We start from the raw sequence: 11,901 nt of genomic DNA, 5'->3' as shown, positions 1-11,901 counted from the left end.
TCCTTCCGCTCACGGGCGGCGTCTCGTTGATTGCAACGCTGGCAGCCTGGTCGCCAGTTCGAGCGAACCATGCGTAAGTCAGGCCGTTTGGCGATGCTGATGGTGTGCATGACGACGACGGCCTTTGCCCCGCATCCGCACAGTTCGTTTTCTGGTTTGGAGAGGAACGCCTTCGCCTCCCTCTGCCATTCGGCGTCATACCCACGCTTCCGCGCAGATGGCCGCTTGGTGTCGAACCGAGCCTTGCGCTCCCGCGTCCTCGCTGCCTGGCACGGACACATCACTCCCGAAGGAACAATCTTCCCACACTGGCAGATGCGAGGCGCGCGGGTTGGCATGGTCAGGCCACCGGACGCTTGGCCGCATCACCCTTGAGAAGCACCAAGGACGCCGCGATGCTGGTGCCACCGTTCTTGGTCGCCACGACGCGCAGATATCGCTTGAAGCCGATGTAACCGGCCTTCACGACGCTATCGGCGGCGAGGCTTGCCGGGAGCGCGCCCTTGAGCTGACCTGCGGCGACGTCGGTGAAATCACCGCTTGTCGTGGTGTCGCTTTCCTGGAGTTTAACCGTGAAGTCGCCGGCACCGACTATGGCCCCGGTTGTGACGACCACTGCAACGGCGTTGAACCCGAGAGTGTCGAGCGCTGCGCCAGTGGTGGTGGCGGCGAGGACGGCCGGTGCAATGGCCGTGACAATGCCGATATTGGAAATGAGGTCACGCATGTGAATGCTCCTTGTGAACGATGACGCCGGGCAGTTACGCGGCCGACATTTTCAGCTTTTTGAATTTGGCCGGCTGCAGGACACCGCCACCGACACGACGAGTTGCGTGAATGCGGGTGATGCCGTTGGTTGCAAGCAGGTAAGGATTCACCAGGATGCTCAAACCCACACGATCGACGATGCGGTAGCCGCTGAAATCGCCAAAGACGATCGGCGTCGAGCCATTGGCGATGTCTGGCATGTCCGGCAGCTCGATGACAGGGCGACCAAGGATGGTTTCCGGCTGACCAAGCTGGAACGATGGCTGCCAAAGGAAACGGCCGTCACCGTCCTTGAGTAGGCGCAGCTTGCCGAGCGTGGTGGAATTCATCGCCCACGTTCCGGCGTTGCGGTACTGGGTGGGTAGGCCATACATCAAGCCAATGAGGGCGTCGGGAACGATGGTGCCGGTATTCGTGTTGGCAACCGAAGCGATATCGTCGTTGGTGAGGAGGCCTTCGGGCTCCAGTGCGCCATTACCGAGAACAAAGGCGCGGCCTTCCTTCTGGCCGAAGTCGTCGGACAGTGCCAAGCGGACTTCGGCCTCGGCCTGACCGGCGCTGTCGGCAAGGAGCTGGTTGGAAATATCGACATAGGTGTTGACTTCCTTGACGACGATTTCTTTCTGACCGAAAGTCGGTTCCGAACCTTCCTGCGCCTGAAGTTCGCCTTTCCATTTGGCGTTAGTGATGCCAGTGCGCGACGGATACGAGACCGACGGCGACGAGGTGGAGCGGACGGAGGCAACCGAGCGAACGGGCGAAACCAACACCAGGTCACGAATGAACTCCGACGACATTTCGGCAGGTGCCAGGAAACCGCCCTGTGGATCCGACGAAACTAGCAGGGTCTTCTGATCTTCCGCAGGAAGCTGGTTGCCCAGGCGAAGATAGGCTGCAAACGCCTTCGTTTCAGCCGCGGAATCTTCCGACTTCTGCTCCTTCTCGCTGCCCGGACGGTTTGATTTCGTTTCGAGATCCTTCAGCCGGCTTTCCAGTTTGGATGTGTCCGACTTGGTCTCGACTTCCTTCAGGCGAGCATCGACAGATGCCTGAAGATCCTCGAGCGCCTTGGTGACAATGCCGGTGGCGTCGTCTTCCTCGCCTTTGCGGACGAGAGTGGCGCTGGCCAGCAGAGCCGTTTTCACAATATGCTGCATTTTCCTAACTCCTGATGCGCGCGGCGGCGCGGTTGATCATCTCGGCCATCGCGATGGCTTGGATTGCGGATTTCGCGCTGGTCACCCGGGCGCCGGGATGCATTCCGATGGTGACAATCGAGATTTCCATCAGCTCCAATGCGGAGATTGTTCGGCCGCCGCCTTTGCAAGAGACCGATTTTTTGGTGACGAAGCCGACTGATAGCGCTTTCACACTGCCGGACTTGACCAGGGCGTGCACTTCACGAGCCCGGGCGACGTCATCGATCAGCAGCCGTCCCTTCACCTGCAGGCCGGATGCATCCTCGGAAGCGGAGGACCAAAATCCGATTGGTTCGTTCAAATCGTGCCCAAAAAGCATCGGAATAGGCAGCGACACGCCCTTGAAGCTGCCGGGCTCGATAATGTCGCCAACTCGATCGGGCGTGCCGAACGGCCAGGCAAGGCCGCTGATTTCGCCGGTGTCGGTCGCCGCGATCTTCGTTTCAAAATAAAAGCGTTCCATCAGCGGCACCTCCGGAGTGCGACCAAAACCAAGACTGTGAGAAAGAAAATCGAAAGCAGGATTGCCAATTGAGGGTCGCTCATTACGCAGCTCCCTTGATGAAATTGGCCCGGGTACCGGCGAAGGCGTCAGCTTGTTCGCGAACCCACGACACGGAGAGTAGCCGGACGGCGTTATCATGGGTGAGCGGGAGCGGTTGACCATCCTGGGCGATATCCCAGCGCAGCACGCATCGGGCCAACATTGCGATGGACTCGGCTTCTCGGTGCTCGGCAGATACACGGCCGTCAGCCATTGCCAGTTCCCCGATCCGGTCCAGCATAGTCAGGCGCGCGCGGCGTTGTGTCTCCGAGTCCGGACCGGCCAACGTCATTTTCAAGCCAGTTGGAACGTTGGTGACAGGATGCAAAAGCTCAAGCTCGGCACCGCGATCGCAGTCCTCAACCGTGCTAAACACGTCATCAAGCCGCATCGGGCGTCTCCTTTGCAGGTTGCTTGCCGGGCTGGCTGTTGCCGGTGTTCGGATTTGCGTAAGTCTCTCCGCCAGCATAGGGCGGCAGGTCGAGCAAAGTCGTCCGGGCTTCATTTGGATTCATCGCGCGCGAGCTGATCAGGCTGCTTGCCGCAGTCGCTCTCGAAACCAGATCGACGTTGCTGTAATCATCGCGTTCGAACCGTGCCCGGTAACGCAGGCGTTCTTCCGGCGTAAAAAGCCCACGGCGCATTGCCGCCTCAAGTGGGCGCATCCAGAATTCGAGGCCGGAAAGCCATTCTTTGGAGGCCTGTTCGGCATTTGCCCAAGTTGCTCGGTCGAAGTCAAAAATGAGCTGTGGCGGTGTTCTGAAAGCCCTGCAAACCTCGATCACCACGTGCTTCCACAGACCGAGAAATTCAGAATCGACAGATGAGAAGGTTAGCGGGCGAAAGGTGGCGCCGTCATAAAGCACCGCGCTACGACCGGAATTCGCGCTGCCCTCATGGTTTTTCCGCCATGCCTCGATCAGTCTTTTCATGCCTTCGTCGCCGATTGGCTTTGGGGATTCGATCACGCCGCCAGGACGCGCGCCCGATCGGAACAACTGGCCGGCATGTCGCTCCATCTCCTTCAGAACGCCGATGCTTTCAGATGCCAGCGTCAAGGGGCATTTCGTGAAAGGACCGCGAAGATGAATGATTTCGTCGGGCGCCGTTGGACGATTATTGATCCTGAAGCTCGGCTCACGCCGGCCATCGCCCGAATAGTCAACCTGGAAATGGCTCGGCTCATAGGCGACGATTTCGCGGATCTCGCCCGATACCCGGTTCGACCAGGACAGGGAGCCCTTGTCGTAGCAGAGCGCGCCGGCAATGGCGTCGCGTACCCATTCAAAGCTGCTCGTCCAACCATTCACGTCACCGTCCAGCAACACGGCTACGGGATGCGAGGTGTCGACCACCCATTCCTCGCCCTCAAGCCGCTCCACATTCAGCTTCAGGCTGGCGATGGAGGCGGAGACCAGATGAACGGCAGAAGCGACGACAGGGACCGTCAAGGCGGTTGCCAGGCTGACCGAATTGCTCGGCACTTGGCCGCCGGTGAATAGCGCGAATTCCTCGACCGTCGGCTCGGCCAACGATTTGGTTTCTGCGATGGGTGATTTTCTGGACCAAAAGCTCATGGTCCAGAATCTGCCTGCTCCGCGCCGAAATCCCTATCGGGTTCAGTGGGTTGGAGCGGGTTTGATTATGTTCTGGCGGATCACGGCTATTTGAGGAACCAGATGAATATGGCACCAGCCACCACAGCGGCATCCATCACCGGCCTAGCTGCGGCAAGACTCGCCCATGAATTCCGAGTGACAACCATACCGAATATAGTTCCGGCAACAAATGCGACCACCGGCCAGTACCATTTGAGATAGATGAAGCCCCAAACAAAAAGCGACAGCGTGGCTATGGTGGCTGCCACCGAAAGCGCCAGGATCAATACGGCCTGATCAACCTGACCACCTCGAGCTCCAACCAGATTTATGCGGGCGCCGAGTAGGCCGATCACAATGAGACCGACGTATAAAACAAGCATGATTCCTCCCACGGATTTCGGGCTCAATGTTTCAGAGACGCCTCATGTCCGCAACCGGAACGATCTAGGTCCGGAAGAAGGCAAGGAGATCTGCCTCGTGGACACAGTACCTCGTGCCGATTTTTTTGATCGGAGATCCCTCCGCATTTGCGAGCGTGCCCCTGACGAAATCAGCCGAAGTTCCGATCCGCGCGCCGATAGCTTCAGCTGTCCACAGGATCCGGCTTCGTGCCTCGGGCGCCAGCATTCGGTCAAGGGCTTTGGGTGAGATCGGTTTTGTCATCGTCTCGTCCTCCGCGTATGTCGTGGGGTCTCGGGCACCCCGCGCTTTCGCTCTTCCGTCGCGATGCCGGCAGCCTCAAGCAAGCGGACGATCTGTTTCGCATCACCTTTGAAAAACTTGATTTCAGAGGTAGTTGGCTCGCCATTCTTTATGACGCGAAAGGCGACCATCTCGCCGTCGCTATCGTTGTGCCAACCGGTATCTTCGAATTCGACATAGAGAGGAGGAAGCCAGATCGATTTCATTTCGCACCTCCCACGTTCCCGAGCGAGGCTATGTCTTTCAAAAGAGAGTCTTGAGCTTCCTGCACGTCGGCGGCAGATCTCGCGGACGCCAAAGCATCCTGCGCCAGCTCAAGAAAGATCTCGAACAAAGCCGCGTGGACTGTTTGACTTCTCGTCAGGCATCGGCTGTGGTTTTTATTTTTGGTCACGCGGCATCTCCTTTGAGTTGGAAATAGATGCTTTTCGCCCGTTGAGACTATCGTCCTGGTTAAGCCCTGCCACAGTGAAAACGGCGCTCCAGAATGCCTCGATCTCTGTACAAATTTCTGCCGGCGGGCGGGCGACCTTGTTTTGTTGGAACACCAGCCCCTCGTTGACCTTGGCCATGTAGGCGCGAAAGCCGCTCGGTGTTTTGCATCGGCGAATGTTGTGCGCGCAGTGTCTTATTTTTCCGAGACGGTGGGTCATCGGCAGGTGGATGAGGGTAAATCGATCTGGCTGTTTCCATTTCAGCAGCGGCACTTCGTCGTTATCGTCTTTCATGGTCATGGTTTCATCTTTCTATGCGAAGCATCCATGTCAGATTTTCTGTGGCGCTGATAAAAGACCCCCTGGTTGATATCTACTTGAAGATATCAACCCAGTCGGAGCTTCAGCGAAGACGGCGAAGCCAAAGGGGGTCGAGCAGCACGGTAAAAAACCGATCGGAGGTTCTATTCGGAGGTTCCTCTAAGGTTACCTGACGGATCTACGTAGCTTGAAATACGTAAAACCGTCACATTGCTCTACGTAGATCCGTCACATTGCATGGCTGTACTGAATGCCGGAAATCCGTCACATTGGGATACTGAAATTCGAATGATAGCGTGTCGCGCAACCCCTTCTTTTTCTTGCTCAAAAGACCGGCGGCGACTAGTGACGCAACCCCGTCGCGAACGGTTCGAGGTGACAGGTCGCATTCCTCCGCAATCTTTGCGTATGAGGGGTCACAGCGACCGGTTCTTCTGTTCAGATACTTATCGATCAAGGCCAGTCCGACACGCATGCCGCTGGCTGGGAGATGCGTCCGGTATAGCCACCTCCGCCATGTGTGTGGGGCGTGCGCGATCTCAAGGTGAGTTTGTCTCCCCATGCGCGCCCTCCTTCCTTAGATCGGCAGCCTGAGCGCACGCTTTGCAGGCTTCGGCAGCGGACAGGGAAAATCGATCTTTAAGGGCCGGCACGATCGGCCGGGGCGGCTCCGCCTGCGCGGCCAGCCAGAGCGCTGCAGAACTCACGATGGTCTCGCGGGAGGCGCCATCACGCCCCCCTGTCTGTTCGGGCGTGCGGTTCATTCGGTAGCCCCGTCAGGGAGTCTGATCATCGTGCACCAGGACAACGTGTCGGCCGTACTGGTCTCGATCTCTCCCGCTCGCACTAACTCAAAATAAGCCTCGTGCCCGGGTAGTGCCTCTTCTAACAGCTGGAGCGTTTCGAGAATGTGCTCATGCATCGAGATCCACGACATCGGCCCGGCCTCACGAAGTTTGGCCACGATTATCTTCCGGGCTTCTACGAGCCAGTCCATGCTGCTTGGATCATCTACAAACCGGTAGGCCTCCCCTCGTGTAAAATTCAAAGCGTACTCGGCTTCGGCTTCCGCGATGTAAATGTCGGGTTCGTCGTTTCCAAGACTGAAGATGTCCTCGCGGATCAGCATGTCGAGGACTGATACGGAAGGGCGTTCGAGGTTAATTTCAGAGATTTCGGAGATGTCCGAGTGCAGCCTAAGCCACGCAAGTTCGGACTGCTCGTCCTTTTTAGTGTCAAGCGCTTTGGCCATGGCCTCCAGATACTTTCCAAGTGCGAGAAGCTCGGCACGAGACAACGTTTCCAGGTATGCCTTTGGCAGTTTGGCGGCTTCGAACACGGCACGTGCTTTTGCGCGTGCGTCATCGGTCATGGGATGATCCATGGTGAAAACTCCAAATTTTGAGGATTGGTTAAGCGGCCGAGTTGGCGCGGATTGCCGGTACTTTGGTGCGCATTCGAAGATCAAACGCGTCGAGTTCTGTCACGTCAAAGAATCGTTGGCGGTTTACTTGCATTGGGCGAGGGAACTCTACCGAATCGTCGGAGAGCCATCGATGCAAAGTCATAGTTGTGATACCACCGTATCTTGCGCATACGGCTGATGCGGTGATGTATTGCTTCTGATTGTCCTGCATATCGCCCTCCTAAATGACAACTATTCATTACGAGAACATACAAATAATGCAGAAAAAACACTTAACGCAACAACAAAAGACGTTAAGAAATACGTTAACCAAAAACGAAAGTGCTAATATCCCAGGAGTCTATTAGGGTTTTGGCACTTTCATTTTTTTCGTTTCGGAGGGCTAATTGTGCACTTTACGCATTGGAACGATGTTCGAAACTTTCTCGCCAGCGAGCACAAGGACAAAATCAGCCCAAGCCAAAAGTGCGTCCGCTTTCTCCTGGGAGTAATCGAACCTATTGTAGATCGCCGCAACGCCGCTCACCACGCCACCTTTGTGATTAAGCACCGCCTCGACAACGTGGATGGGCTGACCGAGCCGGGCCATGGAGCTCGCTGCGGTGCGCCGGAGATCATGAAGGCCCCACTGCGGGAGTGAGACGCCATCACCGCCCCCTCCCCGTTCCTCGGCCTCCTCCCGCATGATTGCGAGCATGGTCTTATCCAGACGAGCTTTCGAGCGGGAAAAGCCGGAGACGCTAGTCTCGCCCGTCGTCGTAAAGACGTGTTGCGATTTGCCGACGCGATTTATGCCTTGAAGGATCTCACATGCGATGGGTGCGAGCGGCACGAAGTTTTCTCTGCCGTTCTTCGATCGGATTTTCGGAATCAGCCAGTGAGGTAGATCGACGTCGAGAGCCAGCTCTCGCCAGTCCAATCCCGCGACCTCTTGCCGGCGCTGTGCCGTCAAAAGCAGAATTCGCCACATTTGCCCAAAGGGATAATCGAATGCTGCCGTGGCCTTCCAGAAGATCCTGATTTCCTCGTCTGACAACACTCGATCGCGAGAGGTTTCAACTGTCTGCTTTTTCATGCCAGCCATTGGCGAAGTCTTGAGGATATCGCGCCCGACGAGCCACGTGAACCAGGTGCTCAATGTCGCAAAAACCCTGTTCGATGTAACAGGGCTCCCCCGATCTACAATGTCGTCCAGCAGCTTAACGATGTCGCCTTTCCGGAGATCACGGACATCGCGACCGAACCAAGGTCCGGGATACGCCGCGGCAGTCTCAGGGTCTCGATAGCCGGTTATTTCTTTCCGAAACTGCCGCTGTGTTTCCGTCCAACTCCTATTCTTGGGCTTCGCATAGCGTTCGATAAATTTCGTCGCCAGGACCTCGGCAAGGAAGCCAGTGTCGTCTTGCTTCGCGGCAACCGCCTTCTCCACCTGCGCCTTTTTGATCTCGGAAGGGTCTCGCCCCTCCTCGAGCATCTGGAAGGCCTGGTGCGCTGCCGTGCGAGCTTCCGGCAACGTCATCGCCGAACCGATCGACGGCTCCCCCTCGATCGGGTGTTCTCGATCGATGATCACCGAACCGATTGTGAGCTTTTTTGGTTTGCCCTGGAATCTGTATCGAAATGCCCAGGACTTGCTTCCGCTTGGCTGCACAACCAGATGCAAGCCAGGCGCCGCAGCGTCGGGATGCTCTTCCCTACCCGCCGGATTTCCCTTTACTGCCTTCACCGCCATAACTGTAAGCGTCTTTGCGCTTCTTGCCATCCGACATCATCCTGTTACCCCGGGTAACATCGAAGCCTCGTTAGCAACTGTTACCCCGTGTTCGATCACTAGTCGCAACATATGCCAACAATCCTTAATTCACAACGGATTGACGACATTCCAGTGTTATGATTAGTGATACCACTTTAGGGTCAGCATATTTCTGGGGGTCAAGGGGTCGTGGGTTCGAATCCCGCCGCTCCGACCATTTTCTCCTTGAAGTCCCTGTCAAAATCACCTTTCCATTTTCTTCAGCTACCGGAAGAAGTCGGACGAATGGGTGACGGGGCATGCTTAGGGAGCCGAGTATCCCATAAAAGTCCTGATCCTCCGATATCCGGTTCCATTCACGTGATCCTCGCACGACCGTGCAGCAGCGGACCAATGCACCACCTTATATGATGAAGAAATCGGCATTGGTCAGCGCCAGGTTATGGGCCACCGTGGCGAATTGAACGGCTGCTGCGCCACCTGCTCCATCCTTGTCATAGCTGACAGCGCCAGTCGCCGCATTGTAGATGATCCGGTCAGATGCGTCCGCAGCGGCAGTTCCGATATGAAAGGCAGCGGCGGCAAGCGTGCCGGTCACGCTGAGGGCGGTGAATACGGCATTCTCCAGCCGCATCGTATCATTTGGAACGGCGAAATCGCTGATAGTGTCGATGTTGGTTGCGCCAAGCGCGGTATTGAAGACAAACGTATCGTTGCCGGCCCCACCGATCAGGAGATCATTTCCAAGGCCACCGTTGATCAGATCATTGCCTGCGCCGCCGGATAGCCTGTTGGCATGATTGCCGCCATAGATCTGGTCGTTGTACTGGGTACCGATGACATTCGGTATGTTTGTCACCGTGTCGGTGTTTCCGAACCCGTCCTTCGCGGTGTCTGCCGGCAAGCCACCTTGAGCACCATTACCGAGCAGGTTGACGATGACGCCCAATGTTCCGCCACCAGCTGCATCCCGGCTGTAATCGACCGTATCCAGCCCGGAATTTCCATTCAGGAAATCGTTGCCCCGGCCGCCGATCAGCGTGTCGGCACCACCACCTCCCCGGATGGTATCGTTGCCAGCGCCACCGTTGAGAACATTGGCAAGACCATCGCCGGTCAGGGTGTCGGCGCCCGAGCCGCCGGTGACGTTCTCGATGTTGCGGATCGTGTCTTCCGCTACGCCGCCCACGGTGACCGTTGCATTGGCGGCACCCTTGAGTGCCGCCACGACAGCACCCGCCTTGTCGCTGTAAACTGCCGTATCCAACCCGGCCCCGCCATCGAGTACGTCCTTGCCCAAACCACCGGTCAGCAAGTCATTGGCTGCAAGCCCCCTGAGGGTGTCGTTGCCAGCTCCGCCGTTCAGCCCATTGGCGAGGCCATCACCGGTCAAGGTGTCGGCCCCCGAACCGCCGGTGACATTTTCGATATTGCGGATCGTGTCCTCCGCTACGCCGCCAACGGTGACGGTTGCATTGGTGGCACCATTGAGTGTCACGACGACGGCGCCTGTCTTGTCGGTATAAAGAGCCGTATCGACGCCAACTCCGCCATCCAGCACGTCCTTGCCGGCGGCACCCTTAAGGATATCATTCCCGGCATAGCCGGAAAGAACGTCGGCCAGCGGTGTGCCGTTCAGCGTGTCCGCGCCGCTCAGGGCAAGGCTGAGAAGTCCCTGTGTGTTGTTTTGCGCCGCATAGGTGTGAACGGTCGTCGCGGCGATGCTCAAGCCGGTGATCAGCAGCGCGTTGCTGCCATTGATGACATAGCGCACCGATGTGACGATGCCGCCGGTTGGCACGTGAGCAGCATTGAACGTGAAGCCGCTGCCCTGGAATAGAGTGTAGTTCGTCGCATTGTCGTAATACTTTGCCGATGTCGGCGATACGGTCGAAAAATCGTAATCGTACAGCCCGTCGACCTGAAGCGTATTGAATTTTATCGGAAATGCAGTTCCGCCGCTGACAACAGCCATTTCGCCCTCCACAGCCAAGAGTATATGAGACCTACACCATATACTCCAAACCGATGGCCGGTCGATCACTTGAAGCACTCATAGCTCTAAGTGTTTACGTGGTGCCGAACAGGCAGCGCGCCTGCCCCATAGAACGACGATTGGCCATCAATGGACCGAAATATCGGTCTCCGGCTCTTCCAGGAACGATTCGATGCCGTCGCGTTCGACGGTAGCCAAAAACTCTTCGAAGGCTTCCTTGTCCGTGGCGAATGGCTCTTCCCAGACGGTCAGGCCCTCGTCCTGATCGACCACTTCCATTGTCCAGCCGTCAGTGCTGCCTTCCTTGCGGAAGATATCGACGAGCACGGTGATGTCGTCTTCAGTGAATTCGCCGGAAAAGTCAGAATGCTCGATCTTCTGTTTCTTTGTCATGGTGGTTATGCCTGTTTCGTATGGGTGATCGTGGCGGTGAGCCGGCCTCTGGAGCGTTCACGCGTCGCGCTGCCCTCAAGCCGCTTGGCCGCTTCCTTGATGTCAAGCGGCGCAAAAAGAGTGCGGTACTCCGGCCTAGTCATCGCTGCCTCCATCGAGAATTCGGTTTTCCCGGCCTCGACCAGCCGTTCCAGACCAGTTGTCCCGGGCTTGTAGACCAACTCTTTTGCTGCCTCGACGCCGCCTTTCAGAATGACAAGACGGCGAAACAGAACCGGCCGGAAGCCGATCCCGGCACAATGATCATAGAGCGCCAGCATCTCGCTATGAAACTTTGCCTGCAGGGTCTTGTTCATCTCGTTCTTTTCTCATTCGCAAGCGGAGATATGGATCGCCGCCGCGTGCGCCAAGAGCCTTTCTACCCGACCGGCGCGACGATCAAAAGACCGCCCTCGGCGCCAATCGCCCTCAGCCTTCAGTCCCGAACCGCAATCTCCGCTTCGGCAGCCGCCGCCAGAAAGGCTTTTCGCGCGTCTTCAGCCGGGCGTTTGCCTTCGACGACTTCGGCGCAGATTTCCAGCGCCCGGTCCAAAGCCGGTGCATCCTCCAGCGGCCAGTCCTCGATCATCGCCCAGGAGGCCTCGGTGGTATTGGCGATCGTCACGTATTTGCCCGGCCCTTCCAGGGCAAGCGTTACAGTCTTCGTCCAGGGCTTTTCCATTGTCATGCCTTGCTCAAAATTCAGTCGGGGTTCGTACCATGAA

General features: G+C 57.2%; 17 protein-coding genes. All 17 read right to left on the bottom strand.

Annotation, left to right across the window (positions count from 1 at the left end):
* Positions 1 to 340: 340 nt before the first annotated feature.
* The 17 genes from ACQY8Q_RS20390 to ACQY8Q_RS20310 all read right to left on the bottom strand — a co-directional run bounded on the left by ACQY8Q_RS20390 (position 341) and on the right by ACQY8Q_RS20310 (position 11,858).
* Entirely contained in the window at positions 341 to 727 is a 387-nt protein-coding gene (locus ACQY8Q_RS20390) for a hypothetical protein (RefSeq protein ID WP_428428231.1), read from the bottom strand.
* A gap of 34 nt (positions 728 to 761) precedes the next feature.
* Positions 762 to 1,925, bottom strand: coding sequence for a phage major capsid protein (locus ACQY8Q_RS20385; RefSeq protein ID WP_428428230.1), 1,164 nt, complete (start codon positions 1,923 to 1,925; stop codon positions 762 to 764).
* 4 nt (positions 1,926 to 1,929) lie between these two features.
* Positions 1,930 to 2,430 (bottom strand): HK97 family phage prohead protease, encoded by a 501-nt coding sequence (locus ACQY8Q_RS20380; protein WP_428428229.1) that lies wholly within the window; start codon positions 2,428 to 2,430, stop codon positions 1,930 to 1,932.
* 82 nt (positions 2,431 to 2,512) lie between these two features.
* Entirely contained in the window at positions 2,513 to 2,902 is a 390-nt protein-coding gene (locus tag ACQY8Q_RS20375; RefSeq protein ID WP_428428228.1) for a hypothetical protein, read from the bottom strand.
* Positions 2,892 to 4,043 carry a phage portal protein gene (locus ACQY8Q_RS20370; protein ID WP_428428227.1) on the bottom strand — a complete coding sequence of 384 codons (1,152 nt, stop codon included), beginning with the start codon at positions 4,041 to 4,043 and terminating at the stop codon, positions 2,892 to 2,894. Before ACQY8Q_RS20370 ends, ACQY8Q_RS20375 begins: the two co-directional genes overlap by 11 nt.
* A gap of 131 nt (positions 4,044 to 4,174) precedes the next feature.
* The gene (locus tag ACQY8Q_RS20365; protein ID WP_428428226.1) at positions 4,175 to 4,492 is read right to left on the bottom strand and encodes a hypothetical protein; all 318 of its coding nucleotides are present in this window, start codon (positions 4,490 to 4,492) and stop codon (positions 4,175 to 4,177) included.
* 279 nt (positions 4,493 to 4,771) lie between these two features.
* On the bottom strand, positions 4,772 to 5,020 hold the full coding sequence (locus tag ACQY8Q_RS20360) for a hypothetical protein (protein WP_428428225.1): 249 nt from the start codon (positions 5,018 to 5,020) through the stop codon (positions 4,772 to 4,774).
* Complete coding sequence (locus ACQY8Q_RS20355) at positions 5,017 to 5,208, bottom strand: hypothetical protein (protein WP_428428224.1); 192 nt, start codon at positions 5,206 to 5,208, stop codon at positions 5,017 to 5,019. The genes ACQY8Q_RS20360 and ACQY8Q_RS20355 overlap by 4 nt, the downstream gene beginning before the upstream one ends.
* The gene (locus ACQY8Q_RS20350; RefSeq protein ID WP_428428223.1) at positions 5,195 to 5,548 is read right to left on the bottom strand and encodes a hypothetical protein; all 354 of its coding nucleotides are present in this window, start codon (positions 5,546 to 5,548) and stop codon (positions 5,195 to 5,197) included. Before ACQY8Q_RS20350 ends, ACQY8Q_RS20355 begins: the two co-directional genes overlap by 14 nt.
* Before the next feature lie 226 nt (positions 5,549 to 5,774).
* Positions 5,775 to 6,131, bottom strand: a complete 357-nt coding sequence (locus ACQY8Q_RS20345) for a helix-turn-helix domain-containing protein (RefSeq protein ID WP_428428222.1) — start codon at positions 6,129 to 6,131, stop codon at positions 5,775 to 5,777.
* 198 nt (positions 6,132 to 6,329) lie between these two features.
* Positions 6,330 to 6,941 carry a hypothetical protein gene (locus ACQY8Q_RS20340; protein WP_428428221.1) on the bottom strand — a complete coding sequence of 204 codons (612 nt, stop codon included), beginning with the start codon at positions 6,939 to 6,941 and terminating at the stop codon, positions 6,330 to 6,332.
* A gap of 40 nt (positions 6,942 to 6,981) precedes the next feature.
* Positions 6,982 to 7,206: a DNA-binding protein gene (locus tag ACQY8Q_RS20335; protein WP_428428220.1), complete on the bottom strand. Its 225-nt coding sequence runs from the start codon at positions 7,204 to 7,206 to the stop codon at positions 6,982 to 6,984.
* Positions 7,207 to 7,377: 171 nt separating this feature from the next.
* A complete protein-coding gene (locus ACQY8Q_RS20330) occupies positions 7,378 to 8,757 on the bottom strand; it encodes a tyrosine-type recombinase/integrase (RefSeq protein WP_428428219.1) in 1,380 nt (459 codons plus the stop codon).
* A gap of 394 nt (positions 8,758 to 9,151) precedes the next feature.
* Positions 9,152 to 10,723 carry a calcium-binding protein gene (locus ACQY8Q_RS20325; protein ID WP_428428218.1) on the bottom strand — a complete coding sequence of 524 codons (1,572 nt, stop codon included), beginning with the start codon at positions 10,721 to 10,723 and terminating at the stop codon, positions 9,152 to 9,154.
* A gap of 147 nt (positions 10,724 to 10,870) precedes the next feature.
* Positions 10,871 to 11,137 (bottom strand): hypothetical protein, encoded by a 267-nt coding sequence (locus ACQY8Q_RS20320; protein WP_428428217.1) that lies wholly within the window; start codon positions 11,135 to 11,137, stop codon positions 10,871 to 10,873.
* A 5-nt stretch (positions 11,138 to 11,142) separates the two neighbouring features.
* Positions 11,143 to 11,493 (bottom strand): hypothetical protein, encoded by a 351-nt coding sequence (locus ACQY8Q_RS20315; RefSeq protein ID WP_428428216.1) that lies wholly within the window; start codon positions 11,491 to 11,493, stop codon positions 11,143 to 11,145.
* 119 nt (positions 11,494 to 11,612) lie between these two features.
* On the bottom strand, positions 11,613 to 11,858 hold the full coding sequence (locus ACQY8Q_RS20310; RefSeq protein WP_428429832.1) for a DUF982 domain-containing protein: 246 nt from the start codon (positions 11,856 to 11,858) through the stop codon (positions 11,613 to 11,615).
* Between the last annotated feature and the right edge of the window lie 43 nt (positions 11,859 to 11,901).

Origin of the sequence: Pararhizobium sp. (assembly GCF_965279435.1) — a bacterium.
In the GTDB taxonomy this organism is placed as follows: Bacteria; Pseudomonadota; Alphaproteobacteria; order Rhizobiales; family Rhizobiaceae; genus Pararhizobium.
Note: the sequence above shows the minus strand (reverse complement) of the source record. Positions and strands in the feature narration are given on the sequence as shown.